The 16,651-nt window shown below is 68.7% G+C and carries 19 protein-coding genes; 11 read left to right on the top strand and 8 right to left on the bottom strand.

The features are described 5' to 3' along the window. Positions 1–16: 16 nt before the first annotated feature. Positions 17–436 carry a hypothetical protein gene (locus tag B7R21_RS17245; RefSeq protein WP_116284488.1) on the bottom strand — a complete coding sequence of 140 codons (420 nt, stop codon included), beginning with the start codon at positions 434–436 and terminating at the stop codon, positions 17–19. A 171-nt stretch (positions 437–607) separates the two neighbouring features. Between B7R21_RS17245 and B7R21_RS17250 the strand changes: the two genes are divergently transcribed. Both B7R21_RS17250 and pdxY read left to right on the top strand, forming a co-directional pair. Next, the gene (locus B7R21_RS17250; RefSeq protein ID WP_116284489.1) at positions 608–1,987 is read left to right on the top strand and encodes an NAD-dependent succinate-semialdehyde dehydrogenase; all 1,380 of its coding nucleotides are present in this window, start codon (positions 608–610) and stop codon (positions 1,985–1,987) included. Between the two features lie 48 nt (positions 1,988–2,035). Continuing rightward, positions 2,036–2,887 carry a pyridoxal kinase PdxY gene (gene pdxY / locus B7R21_RS17255; RefSeq protein ID WP_116284490.1) on the top strand — a complete coding sequence of 284 codons (852 nt, stop codon included), beginning with the start codon at positions 2,036–2,038 and terminating at the stop codon, positions 2,885–2,887. A 49-nt stretch (positions 2,888–2,936) separates the two neighbouring features. Here pdxY and B7R21_RS17260 read toward each other — a convergent pair whose 3' ends face one another. Next, the gene (locus tag B7R21_RS17260) at positions 2,937–3,485 is read right to left on the bottom strand and encodes a MarR family winged helix-turn-helix transcriptional regulator (RefSeq protein WP_116284491.1); all 549 of its coding nucleotides are present in this window, start codon (positions 3,483–3,485) and stop codon (positions 2,937–2,939) included. Positions 3,486–3,665: 180 nt separating this feature from the next. Continuing rightward, positions 3,666–5,573 carry a potassium transporter Kup gene (locus B7R21_RS17265; RefSeq protein WP_116284492.1) on the bottom strand — a complete coding sequence of 636 codons (1,908 nt, stop codon included), beginning with the start codon at positions 5,571–5,573 and terminating at the stop codon, positions 3,666–3,668. A 135-nt stretch (positions 5,574–5,708) separates the two neighbouring features. On the opposite strand from B7R21_RS17265, the gene B7R21_RS17270 reads away from it, so the two are divergent. From B7R21_RS17270 to B7R21_RS17280, 3 genes are all read left to right on the top strand, one after another. Continuing rightward, a complete protein-coding gene (locus B7R21_RS17270) occupies positions 5,709–6,920 on the top strand; it encodes a Fic family protein (RefSeq protein ID WP_116284493.1) in 1,212 nt (403 codons plus the stop codon). Between the two features lie 439 nt (positions 6,921–7,359). After that, positions 7,360–7,572 (top strand): hypothetical protein, encoded by a 213-nt coding sequence (locus B7R21_RS17275; RefSeq protein ID WP_172592255.1) that lies wholly within the window; start codon positions 7,360–7,362, stop codon positions 7,570–7,572. A 215-nt stretch (positions 7,573–7,787) separates the two neighbouring features. Beyond that, complete coding sequence (locus B7R21_RS17280; protein ID WP_116284495.1) at positions 7,788–8,108, top strand: L-rhamnose mutarotase; 321 nt, start codon at positions 7,788–7,790, stop codon at positions 8,106–8,108. A 230-nt stretch (positions 8,109–8,338) separates the two neighbouring features. On the opposite strand, the gene B7R21_RS17285 is transcribed toward B7R21_RS17280, so the two are convergent. From B7R21_RS17285 to B7R21_RS20775, 4 genes are read right to left on the bottom strand one after another with little or no spacing between them, the layout of a single operon-like run. Continuing rightward, positions 8,339–8,647, bottom strand: a complete 309-nt coding sequence (locus B7R21_RS17285) for a CHY zinc finger protein (RefSeq protein WP_253259885.1) — start codon at positions 8,645–8,647, stop codon at positions 8,339–8,341. Positions 8,648–8,658: 11 nt separating this feature from the next. Continuing rightward, the gene (locus B7R21_RS17290; RefSeq protein ID WP_116284497.1) at positions 8,659–9,255 is read right to left on the bottom strand and encodes an energy-coupling factor transporter transmembrane component T family protein; all 597 of its coding nucleotides are present in this window, start codon (positions 9,253–9,255) and stop codon (positions 8,659–8,661) included. A 52-nt stretch (positions 9,256–9,307) separates the two neighbouring features. Then, positions 9,308–9,997, bottom strand: a complete 690-nt coding sequence (locus B7R21_RS20770; protein ID WP_253259886.1) for an energy-coupling factor ABC transporter ATP-binding protein — start codon at positions 9,995–9,997, stop codon at positions 9,308–9,310. Further along, entirely contained in the window at positions 9,994–10,608 is a 615-nt protein-coding gene (locus tag B7R21_RS20775) for a biotin transporter BioY (protein WP_253259887.1), read from the bottom strand. The genes B7R21_RS20770 and B7R21_RS20775 overlap by 4 nt, the downstream gene beginning before the upstream one ends. A 53-nt stretch (positions 10,609–10,661) precedes the next feature. On the opposite strand from B7R21_RS20775, the gene B7R21_RS17300 reads away from it, so the two are divergent. Beyond that, the gene (locus B7R21_RS17300; protein WP_253259888.1) at positions 10,662–11,315 is read left to right on the top strand and encodes a TetR family transcriptional regulator; all 654 of its coding nucleotides are present in this window, start codon (positions 10,662–10,664) and stop codon (positions 11,313–11,315) included. A 26-nt stretch (positions 11,316–11,341) separates the two neighbouring features. Further along, complete coding sequence (locus tag B7R21_RS17305; protein ID WP_116284499.1) at positions 11,342–12,139, top strand: hypothetical protein; 798 nt, start codon at positions 11,342–11,344, stop codon at positions 12,137–12,139. 29 nt (positions 12,140–12,168) lie between these two features. Here B7R21_RS17305 and B7R21_RS17310 read toward each other — a convergent pair whose 3' ends face one another. Next, positions 12,169–12,966, bottom strand: coding sequence for an IclR family transcriptional regulator (locus tag B7R21_RS17310; protein ID WP_116284500.1), 798 nt, complete (start codon positions 12,964–12,966; stop codon positions 12,169–12,171). 177 nt (positions 12,967–13,143) lie between these two features. Here B7R21_RS17310 and B7R21_RS17315 point away from each other — a divergent pair, with 177 nt between their 5' ends. The 4 genes from B7R21_RS17315 (at position 13,144) to B7R21_RS17330 (ending at position 16,440) form a co-directional block, all read left to right on the top strand. Continuing rightward, positions 13,144–13,869 (top strand): CoA transferase subunit A, encoded by a 726-nt coding sequence (locus tag B7R21_RS17315; RefSeq protein ID WP_116284501.1) that lies wholly within the window; start codon positions 13,144–13,146, stop codon positions 13,867–13,869. Between the two features lie 31 nt (positions 13,870–13,900). Continuing rightward, positions 13,901–14,614, top strand: a complete 714-nt coding sequence (locus B7R21_RS17320; protein WP_116284502.1) for a CoA transferase subunit B — start codon at positions 13,901–13,903, stop codon at positions 14,612–14,614. Then, on the top strand, positions 14,611–15,783 hold the full coding sequence (locus B7R21_RS17325; protein WP_116284503.1) for an acetyl-CoA C-acyltransferase: 1,173 nt from the start codon (positions 14,611–14,613) through the stop codon (positions 15,781–15,783). The genes B7R21_RS17320 and B7R21_RS17325 overlap by 4 nt, the downstream gene beginning before the upstream one ends. A gap of 120 nt (positions 15,784–15,903) precedes the next feature. After that, complete coding sequence (locus B7R21_RS17330; protein WP_116284504.1) at positions 15,904–16,440, top strand: MarR family winged helix-turn-helix transcriptional regulator; 537 nt, start codon at positions 15,904–15,906, stop codon at positions 16,438–16,440. The last annotated feature ends 211 nt before the right edge of the window (positions 16,441–16,651 follow it).

Raw genomic sequence — 16,651 nt, forward strand, 5'->3', positions numbered from 1 at the left:
CCGCTGCAAGGGGTCGCTACAGCGTGAGCGCCAGCGCGGCAGCGTACTCCTCGAAGTAGGTGACCGCGAGTGGCAGGGAACCGAACCCGAAGGTGGCGCCCTTCGCGTCGGCCGCGTGGGAGACCCGGTAGCAGGTGCCGACAAGTTCGATCTCGCCGAGCATCCCGAACTGCGGGTCGACGACGAACCAGCGGCCACTGTCCCATTCGGTGAACGAGAGCCGCGGCACGGGCCGGTCGGCCAGATCGCAGGCAGGGCAGTCGTGGTCGGCGACGTGCGGGAGCACGCGGGACATCGAGAGGAGCACCAGCGGCGCGACGGAGCGGATCTGGGTGGCCGCGCTCCGACCGATGGCCGCAACGGCGGCCGGGCCACGGAAGTGCTGTACGGCATCGGATGCCAGGCGGAGCGGCCCCGGGGGCCCGTCGATCAGCATCGCCGTCTCCCTTCCGCCTCGTGAACCGTGAACCCATTCTGCGCCTCGCGCATGTGAAAAGGATCGGTACGGGCGAAATCGTTTCGGTGGATCGGCACAGGAAACCAGTAGCCTGAGCCTGGACGCGATCCGGTTCGATGGCGTCTCCACCCAGATTCCAGGAGCAGCGACATGAGCCACTACGCAGTGATCGATCCGGCCACCGGCGAGACCGTCACCGAATATCCGACCATCACTGCTGCCGGTCTCGAAGAGGCCGCGGCGAGCGCCGAGTCCGCCTACTCCGACTGGTGCCGCACGGTGTCGGTGGATGCCCGCACAGCGCTCATCCGCCGGGTCGCCGAATTGCACACCGAGCGCCGAGACGCCCTGGCGCGGATCGTCGTGCGCGAGATGGGCAAACCGCTCGAGCAGGCCCTCGGCGAGGTGGACTTCGCCGCCGCGATCTACGAGTACTACGCCGACAACGGCGCCGCCTTCCTCACCGACGAGCCCATCGAGCTGAGCGACGGCACCGGTTCGGCGTTCGTCCGCCGCTCGGGCCTCGGCGTGCTGCTCGGCATCATGCCGTGGAACTTCCCGTACTACCAGGTCGCCCGCTTCGCCGGACCGAACATCGTGGTGGGCAACACCATCCTGCTGAAGCACGCCCCGCAGTGCCCCGAGTCGGCCGCCGCCATTGCCTCGATCTTCGACACCGCCCTCGCCGAGGCCGGTGCGCACGCGGGCGTCTACGTGAACATCTACGCCGACAACGACCAGGTCGCAACACTGATCGCCGACCCGCGCGTGCAGGGAATCTCGGTGACCGGCTCCGAGCGGGCGGGCGCCGCCGTGGCCGAGCTCGCGGGCAGGAACCTCAAGAAGGTGGTGCTCGAACTCGGAGGCTCCGATCCGTTCATCCTGCTCTCCACCGACGACCTCGACGCGGCTGTGCAGGATGCCGTCAACGCCCGGCTCGACAACAACGGGCAGTCGTGCAACGCGGCAAAGCGGTTCATCGTGCTCGACGACCTCTACGAGGAGTTCGCGTCGAAGTTCACGGCCGCGTTCACCGAGGCGCAGCCGGCCGATCCGTTCGCCGAGGGCACCCTGCTCGGCCCGCTCTCGTCGGCAGCCGCCACTGAGCGCCTCACCGAGCAGCTCGGTCGTGCCGTCACGCAGGGCGCCACGGTGCTGGCCAGCGGCGAGCCGGTCGGCAACTTCTTCCCGCCGGCGGTGCTCGAAGGCGTCACCCCGCAGATGGATGCCTACCGGGAGGAGTTCTTCGGCCCCGTCGCCGCGCTCTACCGCGTCTCGTCGGAGGCGGAAGCCGTGCGGCTCGCCAACGACACCCCCTTCGGCCTCGGCTCGTACGTGTACTCGACCGACCCCGAGCAGGCCCTGCGGGTCGCCGACGGCATCGACGCCGGCATGGTGTGGATCAACCTGGTGCTCGGGGATGCGGCCGAGCTGCCGTTCGGCGGCGTGAAGCGCTCCGGCTCCGGCCGGGAGATGGGCCGCTTCGCGCTCGAGGAGTTCGCGAACAAGAAGCTCATCCGCATCGCCTGAGCCCGGTTCGGCGGACCGGGGAGGTTCTGCCCCTGCGAGAATGGGGAGGTGAAGATCCTCTCCATCCAGTCCGCCGTCGCCTTCGGGCACGTCGGCAACTCGGCAGCCGTCTTTCCCCTGCAGCGCATCGGCGTGGAGGTGCTGCCGGTCTACACCGTGACCTTCTCGAACCACACCGGCTACGGGGCCTGGCGTGGGCCCCTCATCTCACCGGATGACGTGCGGGAGGTCATCCTCGGCATCGAGGAGCGCGGGGTGCTGCCCGAGATCGACGTGGTGCTGTCGGGCTACCAGGGCGGAGTGGGCATCGGCGACGTGATCGTCGACACCGTGGAACGGGTCAAATCCGCCAACCCGTCGGCGATATACGCGTGCGACCCCGTGATGGGCAACGCGAAATCCGGATGCTTCGTGGCGCCCGAGATCCCGGAGCTGCTGCGCGAGCGCGTCGTGCCGATCGCCGACATCATCACACCCAACCAGTTCGAACTGGGCTACCTGACCGGCACCACACCCACCACGCTCGAGTCGACCCTCGCCTCTGTGGACCTCGCCCGCGCGATGGGTCCGAGCGTCGTGCTGGTGACGAGTGTCGAACGCCCGGACCGGGATCCGTCGACCATCGAGATGCTCGTCGCCGACGACTCCGGGGCGTGGATCGTCGAGACGCCGTACCTGCCCTTCAAGGCGAACGGTTCCGGGGATGTCACGGCGGCGCTGTTCACGGCGCACTACCGCGAGACGCTCGACGCTCGCATCGCACTCGAGCGCGCGGCGTCGAGCGTCTTCGACCTGATCGATCTGACGCACCGCTCGGGCTCCCGGGAACTGCTGCTCGTCGAGGGGCAGGAGTTCTATGCCCACCCACGCCTGCAGTTCACGGCAACGCGCGTGCGCTGACCGGCACTCGACGGGCGCCGCAGTCGCAGCGTCAGCCGCAGCCGCAGCGTCAGGCGATCTCCGTGGTCGCGGTGGCGAGGGTGGCAGTGACGTGCGTCACCGACTCGATGAGCTGCTGCGGGCTGAGGGTGTCGTGGGAGCCGACGGCGTCTGACACGATGCGGATGAAGGTGTTGATGACCCAGTCTGCCTGGGCCTGCCCGTGGGGAGTGGGTTCGATGAGAACGCTTCGCCGGTCGTCGGGGTTCGGCATGCGGTGCACGAGGTCGACGTTCTCGAGCCGGTCGATCATCGCTGTGGTTGCTCCCGTGGTGAACCGCAGGGTCGCGGCAAGCTCCTTCGGCGTGGTGGTGCCCTGTTCGGCGACGAACATGAAGGCGTAGTACTCGTTGTGGGTGAGGCCCAGATGGTCGGCGAATCCCGTGCGGAGCTTGCGGTGCTGGCGGTCGAGTTCGTGCAGGGCGGCTGCGAATTCAGCGGCCCCGTCGGCGATGACGTGTTCGTGCGAAACCGTGCTCGCGGCGACGGCGACGGCACGCGGAAGCGCAACGAGGGACACCGGCCCGGTCGCATCGGTTTCTGGGTTCAGTAAAGCCATAGGACAGAAGCCTTCGGTTGATTTCCTCCGCTAGGAACAGAGGGATTCGTACGATCATAGGGTTCTGGGTCGGTTTACCGCGTCCCCCAGAAAGAGGGTATTACGCCGTCTCCCATTCTTCTCGGCAAACAAGAAGCTCTATTGTCAAGGAGATATTCCCGGGCCAGGCGAGACCGACCGTCAGATGTCGATGTCACTGCCCATGGTGACGGTGCGGCTGGCGGGCAGGGCGAAGCGCGCGGCCGGGTTGGCCGCGTTCTGGGCGAGGGCCACGAAGAGCGACTTCCGCCAGGCCGTCATTCCCGGTGCACGGGTCGGCCGGATGGCTCCGCGGGAGACGAAATAGGATGCCGCGTCGATCTGCTTGGCCTTCAGGTCGAGCACTCCGAGAGAACACGCCCTGCGGAGGGCTCTCGGGATGTTCGGGGTGTCCGAGAAGCCGAAGCGCACCCGGACGTGGTCGATGCCGTCATCGGAGTAGTCGAGGTCGTTGTACTCGAATGCCTCCTTCGGGTGGATGTGGGGCACGTTCTCGATCACGACCGTCACGATGATGACCCGCTTGTGGAGCACCCGGTTGCGTTCCACATTCGCCCGGAGCGCCAGCGGGGTCGAGTCCCTGTTGGGGTGCAGGAAGATCGCGATGCCGGGCACCCGCAGCACCTGCTTGTCACGCACGGCCTGCACGAACTCCGACAGCGAGCCCTCCTTGACGATCCGGCCCTTGATGACGAGTGCGCGGCCCTTCCGCCACGTCGTCATCACCAGGATCACGGCGAGTGCGACGAGCAGGGGCACCCAGCCGCCGTGCAGCACCTTCGAGAGGTTCGCGCTCAGGAAAGTGAGCTCGAGCCCCCCGAAAGCCACCGCGGCGATGCCGATCTTCAGGGGGCCCCATCCCCACAGGCGCCGGGCGACCAGCAGGAGCAGGAGCGTGTCGACGACCAGCGCGCCCGTGACCGACACCCCATAGGCGGTCGCCAGGGCCTCCGAGGAGCGGAAGACCAGCATGACCGTCATCACGCCCACGAACAGCAGCGCGTTCACCGCCGGCAGATAGACCTGCCCGCCCTCCTTCTCCGAGGTGTGCCGCACGGTCAGCGGCGGCAGAAGCCCCAGCTGCACGGCCTGCCGGGTCAACGAGAACGCCCCCGAGATGACCGCCTGGCTCGCGATGACCGTGGCGACCGTGGCGAGGATCACGACCGGCAGACGGGCCCAGTCGGGGAACAGGAGGAAGAACGGATTGGCGCGGGCCTCCGGGTCATTCAGGATCAGCGCCGCCTGCCCCAGGTAGTTCAGCACCAGCGCGGGGAACACGACGAAGAACCAGGCACGGCGGATCGGCGGCCGACCGAAGTGTCCCATGTCGGCGTACAGCGCCTCGGCACCGGTGATGACCAGCACCACGGCACCCATCGCCACGAACGCGATCACCGGGTGCGACACGAAGAACACCACTCCGTAGGTGGGGGACAGGCCCGCCAGCACGCCGGGATCCTGGATGATCATCGGCACTCCGGCGGCCGCGATGACAACGAACCAGAGCAGCATCACCGGTCCGAAGAGCTTGCCCACCCGGCCCGTGCCGTACTTCTGGAACGCGAACAGGCCGGTGAGGATGACCGCGGCGATCGGCACGACGAGGTGGTCCACCCCGGGGATCGCGATGCGGAGCCCCTCCACAGCGGAGAGCACACTGATCGCCGGCGTGATCAGTGAGTCGCCATAGAACAGCGAGACGCCGACGATGCCGATCAGGAGGAGGAGCCCCGCCTTGCCCGCCCTGGCCGCATAGAGTCGCTGCGCGAGGGCCGCGAGGGCCATGACCCCGCCCTCGCCGTCGTTGTCGGCGCGCATCAGGATCGACACGTACTTCACCGAGACGACGATCGTCACCGCCCAGAACATCAGCGAGATCACGCCGTAGACGTCTTCGGGGGTGGCCTGCACCGCTCCGCCGTCGATACTGAAGACGGTCTGGAGCGAATACAGCGGACTCGTTCCGATGTCGCCGAACACCACTCCGAGGGCGGCGACCGCGAGGCCGCCTGCACCGGCCTTCATCGGCCGCCTGACGTCATTCATTGCCCCATCTTCGCACCCCTCGGGGCTGAGGCCGCCCGGCGCGCACCCCTTGACGGCCCCCTTCGCGATACTCATAACTCCTGCGCTTGTTTTTATGAGTAACCGGATTACTCATAATGTACGGTGGAACTTATTATGAGCGCAAGAGACTCGCCTGCACATCGGCCCGGCTCGTGGCCGGGAATCACTGACGAACCGCAGGTCTGGATTCCCACGTCAGGCTGGGGTGTAGACGCCGAATTCTCGGGCGCACCACGCCGCTATCGCTCGGCGGTGCCGCCGCTCATTGCAGCTCTGACTCCGGAGCCGGACGCCGAAGCAGCACAGGCCGCCGAGGCAGCTGGCCGCGAACTCAGTCGTTTCGACGCAGAGCTCGGCCCTGGAGTTGCAGCCTTCGCCCCGGTGCTGCTCCGTTCCGAATCGTCATCGTCGTCTCAGATCGAGAATCTCACCGCGAGTGCACGTGCGATCTTCAGTGCTGAACTCGGCGCGAAGACCAGCCGCAACGCAGAACTCATCGCCGCGAACACCCGAGCCATGCAGGCCGCGATCGAGTTGTCAGAGTCTGTGTCTCCGAAGTCGATCCTCCAGATGCATTCCGTGCTCATGGCGGGCCAGAAGCGTCATACCCCTGGCGCGTGGCGGAAGGAGGCCGTGTGGATCGGTACGAAGTCGAACAGTCCCGTCGGAGCCGAGTTCGTCGCCCCGTCGTTCGAGCGGGTGCCGGGGCTCATCGACGATCTGGTCGCCTTCTCGACCCGCGGCGACGTACCCGCAGTCGTGTCGATAGCCGTCGCCCACTCCCACTTCGAGACGATCCATCCGTTCACCGACGGCAATGGGCGCACCGGCCGAGCCTTCGCGCAGTCCCTCCTTCGGCGCAGGGGAATTACTCGAAATGTGGCGGTGCCCGTTTCGGCCGGGCTCCTCGCCGACGTGGAGGGCTATCACAACGCACTCACCGCCTACCGCGAAGGAGAGGTGTCGCCCATCGTGCTCGCCTTCGCTGAGGCCTCATTGCGGGCCGTCGAGAATGCCCGCCAGCTCATCGCCGAAATCGACGCGATCAAGTCCGGCTGGGCTGGACGGCTCAGCGTCAGACGGTCGAGTAATGCGTGGAGGCTTCTGGATGTCGTGGCCCAACGACCCGTGATCGACTCCGCCACGGCGGCAGCCGCACTGGGAGTTCAACAGCCGAACATCTATCCAGCGCTCGGTGCACTGACGGATGCCGGCATCCTGAAGTCGAAGGCGGAGCACCAGCTCGGGCCGTTCTGGCGGAGCGACGAGATCCTGGGAGCGATCGACCGATTCGCGGAACGAGCCGGTCGGCGCGAGCGGCGCTGAGCCCACGACAGGCGGCTGCTGCCCACGCGTGCGAAGCTGGGAGCATGCGGACCAGGCGCCCCGCTCCTCCGGCGGCGGTTTCCCGTGCTCGGCGACCTCAGTCCGGCGGAGACACTGCCCGAGGTGGTCGTCGGGCTGGTGATGGTGATCGGCGTCACGTCGACGGGGCGCCTCGATGTCATCAGCACCGATGAGGGCGTCAGCAGCCTGCTCACCGTAGCGTTCTCGACCGCCGTGGCGTGGGCGGTCATCGATGCGACGCTCTACCTGATGAACGACTCGTCGCTCGACGACATCACCGCACCTGAGCGGGCGTCTGCGATCTACGACACCATCGCCGGCGCGGTGGCCCTACGGCAGTACCGGCCGAGACTGGTCGCCTCAGACTTCAGGGGCGCAGGGGCGCAGGGGCGCAGGGGCAATCGTCGTGGTGGTGATCGTGGCGACCTTCCCCCCAATCATCACCTTCCTGCTCCCGCTCGAACCCGACCTGGCCCCCGACCTCTTGAACGCAGTCGCCATCCTGTCGCCGTTCCTTGTCGGAGTGCTGTGGGCACCGCACATGCGGATCGCGTCGGGACTGGCGGGCGTGGCGCTCGCACTCATCGGCAGCGCGAGGGTCGGCATCACGGTGCTGCTCGAGGTGAACTGAGGGTCAGCGGATGACCGGCTCGCGGTCATTGCGACGGTCGCAGGGTCCCCCGCCGAAGTGGCCTCGGCGATCGCGCACCTCGCGAGCCCCGATCCGGGGTCGACGACCGGAACCTCCCTCGCTGTCGACGGTGGCACGCAGACCCTGCGTGTGCGGCAGGATGGGGCGGGGGTGCCCCGCGCCGCCCACGCCCGCCACCCGAAGGAGCCCTCCCCATGCCCCGCGTCGCACTGCACACCCGCATCCTCCCCGGCCACGAAGCCGACTACGAACGAGAGCACGCCGTCATCCCCCTTCCGCTCGACGCTGCGCTCCGCCTTGCGGGCGTGCATGAGTGGACCATCTGGCGCGACGGTACGGACCTCTTCCACCTCGTGCTCGTCGACGACTTCGCCGCGATGCAGGACTCCCTCCGCGACGACCCCGCCGACCAGGCCTGGCAGCCCTACATCGGCGCCTTTCTCGTCGACGGCGGCCAGAGCACGGGCCCCCTCGGCGAGGTGTGGAGCCTCCCCGCCGCCCCGCCCGCCGCCTGACACCGCCCGCCGGCCCCGGCCCATCCGCTCGGCCGGGCCGCGCGCCGATCCGCCCCACCCGGGAGGAACTCAGCAGATCTGTCGCCCAGAGCGACCCGGAACAGCTCAGCTCCTCCCGGGCGGGGCGGGGACGGCTCCCCCAGGCGAAATGGCCAAACGAAAAGGCCAGGCGGGAGGGCCAAACGAGAGGGTCAGGCGAGAGGGGTCAGGCGAGAGGGGCCAGGCGCAGGCTACTCGGGGGCGAAGTACAGGTGCGCGTGCAGGCGGCAGCCGGGGTTGAACGGGGCGGCGCAGTACGGGCAGGCGTCGACGTCGAGGTAGTCGACGATGGTGAGCTCAGAGGAGCACACTCCGCAGAGGACAGCGAGCGCATCACGCTCGGCGACCGGCCAGGTGCGCACCTCGTGACCCGCACTCTCCGTGTGGCAGAGGTGGCACGGGTAGTACTCGCCGCAGCAGGCGAACCGGATCGCGATCACGTCGAGCTCGGAGTGGTAGTGGATGCACCGGGTCTGGTCGTCGACGCTCTGGCCGAGCACGCGCGGGCCCCTCACGCGACGCCCCGCGCCGTGAGCGCATCACCGAGGTCGTCGGCGTGCTTCAGCGAGACCACGAGGAACGGGATGACGAACGCCCGCACCCCCAGCCGCGCACCCCGGGCACGCTGGGCCTCGCGCACGCCCACAGCGAGCCGCGCGAGCACAGGCACCGTGGTGATCGCCACCGCGAGCACGAGCGCGACCCGCTGCGGGTCGAGTCCGAACCGGCGGAAGACGCCGAGACCCCGCTCGAACGCATCGAGCAGGTCCCCGACGCGCGTGGTCAGCACGAGCAGGGCGGCGACGACGATCGCCGCGACGACACGGGTCGTGTTCGCGACGGCCGACTCCATCGGCAGGAAGACCACCTGGAAGCCGAACGTCACCACGATGATCCAGCGCAGGGAGATGACCTGGCGGCCGAGCTCGACCATCCCGATGCTCGACACGAGGTAGCAGACGACAGCCACTGCTGCCCCGACCGCTGCCGAAAGCCAGGTCGACGGCAGGATCGACACCGCCAGCACGACGAGGAGCAGCCCGAAGGACTTCGGGCCGGCGGGAGCACGGTGGAGCCATCCGGTGCCCGGCCGGTAGAGCGTCAGCACAGCGCCACCGCGCGCGGGCAGGGATCGGTAGAGCGGCCACCGCGATCGATCCTCAGCACGAGAGGCTCGCCTCGTACTGGGACACGATGTCGGCCGGGTTGCCTGAGCCGATCATCCGTCCGCCCTCGAAGAGCACCGCCACGTCGCAGCGGAGTGCAAGCGCGAGATCGTGGGTGACCAGCACGAGTCGCCGGTCGTTCGGGGCGAGCAGGTGGTCGGCGATCTGGCGGCTGTTGCGGGCATCCAGATACGCTGTCGGCTCGTCGGCGATCATGAGCTGGGGCCGACGGATGACCGCCCCGGCGAGCGCGAGCAACTGCTTCTGGCCACCCGACAGGTCGTGGGCGGCGCGATCCGCGAGGTCGGTCAGACCGAATTCGGCGAGGGCCTGGCGCACGCGCTCGGCGGACTCCGCGCGGGGCAGCTTCTCGCTCCGGAGCGAGAACGCGGCGTCTTCGGCGACGGTCGGCATGATGATCTGGGCGTCGGGGTTGCTGAAGACGAAGCCGACCAGCCTGCGGAGCGCCGCCGCCTGGCGCTGGGGGTCGACCCCGAGCACCGACACCGTTCCGCGCGACGGCGCGACCAGGCCGCCGAGAACGCGGGCGAAGGTCGACTTGCCCGATCCGTTCGCGCCGATCACCGCCACCCGCTGGGCGTCGAGGCTGAGCGACACCGAATCGAGCGCGAGCTGGTCACCCAGCCGCACCGAGACGTCGCGGAAGGTGAGGGATCCCGTCACGCACGACCCCTCGACCGCATCCGGAACGCCCGCGGGTACGCCCGAACCAGCGTCATCGTGACGGCGACCGTGATGGCTGCCTTGACGAGGTCGAAGGGCAGGAAGACGGTGGCCTGCAGCGCGGTCGGGCCGAGCGGGAGGCGGAGCACGAGTGCCGTGACCGGGATGCCGATCGCGTACACCACGAGGATCCCGCCGACCAGCACGCCGACGATGGTTCGCGGCCAGGTCAGTCTGCGCCCGCCCGCGTGCACGATGGCGCCGATCACGAAGGCGCCGACGATCCAGCCGAACAGGTAGCCGGCCGTCGGGCCGACGAACACCGAGAGACCGCCGTGGCCGCCGGCGAGCAGTGGCAGGCCGAGTGCGACGAGCACCAGCAGCACGACCATCGAGAGCGCCCCGCGCCACGCGCCGAGCACCGCCCCCGCGAGCATCACACCGAGGGTCTGCGCCGTGATCGGCACCGAGCCGAAGACAGGGAACGCGCCGGGAAGCCCGAGCACGGCGGTGATCGCGGCGAACACGGCGATGCGGGCGATGTCCGTGGCGTCGAGGTGCCACCGGCCCGCCGGTTTCGCCGGGGTGGACTGCAGAGTCTGATCGGTCATGGCTCGTCTCCTGAACACTGTTCACCTGAACGGTGTTCACTATAGTGGGATTCATGACCTCGATGCGCGGATCCGTTCCGGAACACTCCCCGCGCCCGGCCCGGCACACCCGCGACGACGTGGCCGAGACGGCCCTCCGCATCCTCGACGATCACGGCCTGCCCGAACTCACCATGCGACGCCTCGCCGCCGCCCTCGACGTGCAACCGAGTGCCCTGTACTGGCATTTCCCGAACAAACAGACGCTGCTCGCCGAACTCTCGGACCGAATCGCGTCGCGCGGGCGGGCGCTGCCTGCCGCCGCCACTGGCCCCGGCGCCGCTGCCGGCGACTGGATGATCGTCACCGCCGCCGAAGCGCAGAGCCTCCGCGACGCGCTGCTCGCCTACCGCGACGGGGCCGAGCTCGTCTCCAGCAGCTTCGCCCTCGGGCTCGGCGCCTCGGTTCCGCTCACCCGGCTGAGGGCGGCGATCGGTCGTGGAGAGTTCGACGACGAGACCGCGAGCCGGGCATCCGCAGCCCTGCTGCACTTCATCCTCGGCCACGTCTCGCACGAGCAGCAGCGCCTGCAGTACGACAGCCTGGGCGTGGCGGCGGGCCCGCAGACCGACGAGGGCACGTCGGCGTACGAGTTCGGCGTGCTGCTCTTCATCCAGGGCCTGGCCCAGCATGCAGCATCCGGGCCTGCTCCCGCAGTGGCACAATAAGTGAGGAAAAAACAAAGAGCCCGACGGTGAAAACCGCCGGACCCCAGGTAGTCGACAACAGGAAACAAATCCTGTCTTCGCCTCAATTCTACGTGCGGGAGCCCACGATCACAACATTCAGCGAACCGCAGGGCTCTTCGGACTCTGATCTCTACCGTCACCTCAGCGCCGCCCGAATGCGACCGTACCTCGTGGCGACCCATCAACATCGCAAGAACGCGCTCGCGCTCTACCGATGGAATATGGGTATTGCGGGCGCCTTCTACCAAGGGCTCCACGTTTTCGAGATAGCACTTCGCAACTCCATGGATGCTCAGCTGCGCGCTTGGAACGCTACGCAGTCCGATGAAAGTGGCCACCTCTTTGACGACGAGTGGTGCAAGCGACCTTCTGACCTTCTCGGCCGCGTCGTCGGAGGTGATCTGATAGTCGCCAGGAACCGGGCGACAGCTGCGCTCACTGCGGCCGGCAAGAACCGTGAAATCAGCCACGACGACATCGTCGCCCAGACATCACTCGGAACGTGGCGGTTTCTTCTGCCGAGCCGCACCGATCCAGGTAAGGCAGTGCTCTGGCAGAACTGCACCAGGCACGCCTTTCCCCAGCTGATCCGACCAGTGGGCCAGCTGGTCGATGCTGTGGAGAGCGTCTACAGGCTGAGGAATCGCATAGCGCACCTCGAACCGGTCTTCGGCCTCAACCTCCAGGCGAAGTGGAAGAACATGCACACAGTTCTCGAGGATATCGACGCGCCGACGGCGGAATGGTTCGTCAGCACGCCACCGATCGCGAACATCCTCTCAAGGAGGCCTCTCACCGCCTGACCCTTCGAAGACGAGGGCAAGAGCCGGCGTCAGGCCGACGAGCGCACAGCTCTGCCGAGCCGCTCAGTCGCAAGGCGCCGGCCGACCCCGTGCGCGTGGTCGAGCAGCAGCTGGCCGAGCTCGGCCTGCCGCTCGACACGGAACCGCGACTCGATCCCGGTCAGCGAGAGCGCCCATGTGGGCCGGCCGGCCGCATCGAAGACGGTGGCCCCCATGCCCCAGCTGCCCTCGAGGATGAGCCCGGGGTTCACGGCGTAACCCCGCTCGCGGGTCTCTGCGATGCGCTGCCGCAGGAGGATCTCGGCGTGCTGCGCCCCCCAGCGCTCGGCCAGGTCCACCCCGGCGAGGTACGCGTCGACCTCCCCCTCACTGAGGAACGAGAGAATCGCCAGCCCCGCGGATGCCACGCCCAGCGGGAACCGAACCCCCTCGGAGAGCACGAACGACCGAACAGGGAAGCTGCCCTCCTCGCGAAGCAGACAGACAGTCTCGTTTCCTCGCCGGGTGGAGAAAAACGCGCTCTCCCCCGTCTCTTTCGCCAGGGCGCGGACGCTGTCCCTCGCCGCATCCGTGATGTCGTACCGGTCGGCAGCGAGCGAGCCGAGCAGGTAGAGCTCCGGCCCGAGGAACCACCGACCTCGGGCGGTGTCATGGTCGACGAAACCTTCGGCGGCGAGGGAGGCGAGGAGCCGGTAGGTGGTCGGCCTGGTGAACCCGGTGGCGTGGGCAGCGGCCGCGGCTGTGAGGCCGTCCGGATGCTCGGACACGACCTTCAGGATGCGGCTCACGCGCGAGACGAGCTGGGCCCCGCGCACCGGCTCAGCCATGACGGGCCGACAGATTGTCCATATTGTGAGCATACCCTCGCCTCGTGATCAGAGTGCGATCGGCCTCCTCTCTAGGCGCAGTATGGCCTTTGACAGTTCCCGTGCCGCCGCCTAACGTCGAGGGTAAGACCGTGTCGACGATCACCACGTGGACACATCCGGGCCCGAAGGAGTGTCATGTCCACACTGTTCACCAGTGCCGCAGAGGCTGTAGCCGATGCCGTGAGCGACGGGGCGACGGTCGCCGTCGGCGGCTTCGGCCTCTCGGGCAACCCCTCCGACCTGATCGAGGCACTCCGCGACAGCGGCGCCAGGAACCTCACGATCGTCTCGAACAACATGGGGGTCGACGGGCAGGGCCTCGGCATCCTGCTCGAGAATCACCAGGTCAGGCGAGTGATCGCCTCGTACGTGGGGGAGAACAAGCTGTTCGCCCAGCAGTACCTGAGCGGCGAACTCGAGGTGGAGTTCGCGCCCCAGGGCACCCTCGCCGAACGTCTTCGCGCGGGCGGGGCGGGCATCGCCGGTTTCTACACGAAGACCGGCGTCGGAACCCCCGTGGCCGACGGAAAGCCGCTGGCCGAGTTCGACGGGGAGACCTACGTTCTCGAGCGGGGCATCGTGGCCGACCTGTCCCTCGTGCACGCCTGGCGCGCCGACGCCGCAGGCAACCTGATCTACCGCAACACCGCCCGCAACTTCAATCCGCTCGTGGCGACGGCGGGCCGGATCACGATCGCCGAGGCCGAGCAGATCGTCGACGGATACCTCGACCCGAACGCCATCGTCACCCCCGGCATCTACGTGCAACGCCTGGTGGCGACGGTGCCGCGCGAGAAGGTCATCGAGCAGCGCACAACCCGCTCGCGCGCCGCCACCGCCACGGCCACCGCCACCGCCTGAGACCGGCCCCGGCGAAACGAAGGAGAGCACCATGCCCTGGACCCGCGACGAGATGGCCGCCATCGCTGCCTCAGAACTCCGCGACGGAGAATACGTGAACCTCGGGATCGGCATCCCGACCCTGGTCGCCAACCATCTGCCCGACGGGGTGCACGTCACCCTGCAGAGCGAGAACGGCCTGCTCGGTATGGGCCCGTTCCCGTTCGAGGGCGAGGAGGACGCCGACCTCATCAATGCGGGCAAGCAGACCGTCACCCTGCTGCCCGGCGGCAGCTACTTCGACTCGGCCACGAGTTTCGGGATGATCCGGGGCGGCCATGTTGCGATCGCGATCCTCGGCGCCCTGCAGGTCGCGGGCAACGGTGACCTCGCCAACTGGACCATCCCCGGCAGACTCGTGAAGGGCATGGGCGGCGCGATGGATCTGGTCGCCGGCACCCCCCGCGTCGTCGTGGTCACCGACCACGTCTCGAAAGACGGCACCCCGAAGATCGTGGCCGAGTGCGATCTGCCTCTCACCGGCGCCGGGGTGGTCGACCGGATCATCAGCGACTTGGCGGTGTTCGACATCGAGAACAGGGCGCTGGTGCTGCGCGCGACCGCCCCCGGCGTGAGCGTCGACGATGTGCGCGCAAAGACCGGCGCGACGTTCACGGTCGAGCTCGATCCCTCCGTCGCCGCGGCGACCGCCGCCCCCAACGCAACCACAACCACAGAAACTCGCACCGAAGGAGTCCCCGCATGAGCACCGTGATCGTGGGCTACGCCCGCACCCCGTTCGTGAAGTTCAACGGCCGGTTCGCCACCGTTCCGGCCACCGAGCTCGGAGCAGCCGCCATCCGCGCCGCCCTCAGCCGCGCCGGTCTCACCGGTGACGACGTCGACATCGTCTACGCCGGCCAGGTGCTCCAGGGGGCGGCCGGCCAGAACCCCGGCCGGCAGTCGGCGGTCGGCGCGGGCATCCCGTTCTCCGTGCCCGCCATCACCCTGAATGCCGTCTGTCTCTCCGGCACCGAGGCCATCGTGTCGGGCGTGCGACTGATCGATGCGGGCGAGGCAGACATCGTCGTGGCCGTCGGGCAGGAGTCGATGACCCTGGCCCCACACGCGTGGTCCGGATCCCGTGCCGGGCAGCGGTATGGGGCGATCGAGCTCATCGACACGATGGATCACGACGGCCTCACCGATGCGTTCGAATACCGCTCGATGGGCGCGTCGACCGAGGAACGGAATGCCGGGCTCACCCTGAGCCGCATCGACCAGGACGAGTGGGCCGCCTCCTCGCACCAGCGCCTGGCCGCGTCGACCGAGTTCCTCGCCGGTGAGATCGAGCCGTTCAGCGTGCCGGGGCGGAAGGGTCCCACCATCGTCTCGGCCGACGACGGCCTGCGCGCCGACACCACCACCGAGTCGCTCGGCGGGCTCCGCCCCGCGTTCAGCCCCGACGGCACCATCACGGCCGGCAATTCGTCGCAGATCACGGATGGCGCGGCCGCTGTCGTTCTGATGAGCGAAGAGGCCGCAACGGCGCGGGGCATCCACGCGATCGCCCGGGTGCTCGCGCACGCCTTCGTCGCGGGTCCGGATGTCTCGCTGCACGCCCAGCCCGCGAACGCCATCATGGCGGCCCTCGCCAAGACCACCCACAGCGTCGCCGACCTGAGGGCGATCGAGATCAACGAGGCGTTCGCCGCGGTCGCGGTGCACTCGACGCGCCAGCTCGGCGTGGATCCGGCCATCGTCAACGCCCACGGCGGAGCCATCGCGCTCGGGCATCCGATCGGGGCATCCGGTGCACGCATCGTCGGCCACCTCGCGCGCCGCCTCGAAGCCGCCGGCCCCGGATCCCTCGGCGCCACCGGCATCTGCGGCGGCGGCGGCCAGGGTTCCGCGGTCATCCTCCAGGCCCTCTGACCCGGCCCCTCCGCCCCCCGCCGCCCCCGCCGCCCCGGCGACCGGGGTCGGGGCGCCCCAAGGGGCGCAGAAGTGGGGGGCGGTAGGATTTGGGGACACCGCCGCCGAAGGGAAGACTGCGTGCCCGTCCCGTCACCTCTGCCGATCGATCCGATCGCAGAAGCGAAGCGCCAGTGGCTCGATCACGGCTGGGCGGATGCTGCGGGGGGCATGGCCGCGGTCACCTCGATCATGCGCGCACAGCAGCTGGTGCTCGCGCGGGTCGAGGGCGCGCTGAAACCGTTCGGGCTCTCGTTCGCCCGGTTCGAACTGCTGCGGCTGCTCGCCTTCTCGCGAGGCGGCACCCTGCCGATGTCGAGCGCGACGGCACGGCTGCAGGTGCATCCGACGAGCGTCTCGAACACCGTCGACCGGCTGCAGCGCGACCAGCTCGTCGAGCGTTCGGCACACCCGACCGACGGACGCGCGACGCTCCTGCAGCTCACGCCGGCCGGCCGGGAGCTCGCCGACCGCGCCACGGATGCGCTCAACGCGAACGTGTTCTCGCAGCCGGGCTTCCCCGATGATGAGCTGTCGAGCCTGGTGGGCATCCTCGCCCGCTTCCGCCGCGAATCGGGCGACTTCGGCGACCCGCCCACCATCCCCGACCCCCTCTGACGCCCCGCGCGCCCCCGCGCACCGCGCTCACCCAATCGCGGGGGCAGTTCGGGCCCTGAACCGTCCGGTTCTGGGGCCCGAACTGCCCCCGCGATTGAGGCGTGAGGGGAGGGGAGGGGAGAGGAGAGGGTCAGCCGTTGACGAAGGTCGGATCCCGCTTCTCGGCGAAGGCCGCCATGCCCTCCGTCTGGTCGGCGAGCGCGAACAGGGC

The organism is Subtercola boreus (assembly GCF_003399625.1).
In the GTDB taxonomy this organism is placed as follows: domain Bacteria; phylum Actinomycetota; class Actinomycetes; order Actinomycetales; family Microbacteriaceae; genus Subtercola; species Subtercola boreus_C.

Excerpts from the sequence above, each read along its gene's own strand:
- B7R21_RS17245 (WP_116284488.1), bottom strand. The coding sequence starts at position 436 with ATGCTGATCGACGGGCCCCCGGGGCCGCTCCGCCTGGCATCCGATGCC.
- B7R21_RS17250 (WP_116284489.1), top strand. The coding sequence starts at position 608 with ATGAGCCACTACGCAGTGATCGATCCGGCCACCGGCGAGACCGTCACC.
- B7R21_RS17260 (WP_116284491.1), bottom strand. The coding sequence starts at position 3,485 with ATGGCTTTACTGAACCCAGAAACCGATGCGACCGGGCCGGTGTCCCTC.
- B7R21_RS17265 (WP_116284492.1), bottom strand. The coding sequence starts at position 5,573 with ATGAATGACGTCAGGCGGCCGATGAAGGCCGGTGCAGGCGGCCTCGCG.
- B7R21_RS17270 (WP_116284493.1), top strand. The coding sequence starts at position 5,709 with ATGAGCGCAAGAGACTCGCCTGCACATCGGCCCGGCTCGTGGCCGGGA.
- B7R21_RS17280 (WP_116284495.1), top strand. The coding sequence starts at position 7,788 with ATGCCCCGCGTCGCACTGCACACCCGCATCCTCCCCGGCCACGAAGCC.
- B7R21_RS20775 (WP_253259887.1), bottom strand. The coding sequence starts at position 10,608 with ATGACCGATCAGACTCTGCAGTCCACCCCGGCGAAACCGGCGGGCCGG.
- B7R21_RS17300 (WP_253259888.1), top strand. The coding sequence starts at position 10,662 with ATGACCTCGATGCGCGGATCCGTTCCGGAACACTCCCCGCGCCCGGCC.
- B7R21_RS17310 (WP_116284500.1), bottom strand. The coding sequence starts at position 12,966 with ATGGCTGAGCCGGTGCGCGGGGCCCAGCTCGTCTCGCGCGTGAGCCGC.
- B7R21_RS17315 (WP_116284501.1), top strand. The coding sequence starts at position 13,144 with ATGTCCACACTGTTCACCAGTGCCGCAGAGGCTGTAGCCGATGCCGTG.
- B7R21_RS17320 (WP_116284502.1), top strand. The coding sequence starts at position 13,901 with ATGCCCTGGACCCGCGACGAGATGGCCGCCATCGCTGCCTCAGAACTC.
- B7R21_RS17325 (WP_116284503.1), top strand. The coding sequence starts at position 14,611 with ATGAGCACCGTGATCGTGGGCTACGCCCGCACCCCGTTCGTGAAGTTC.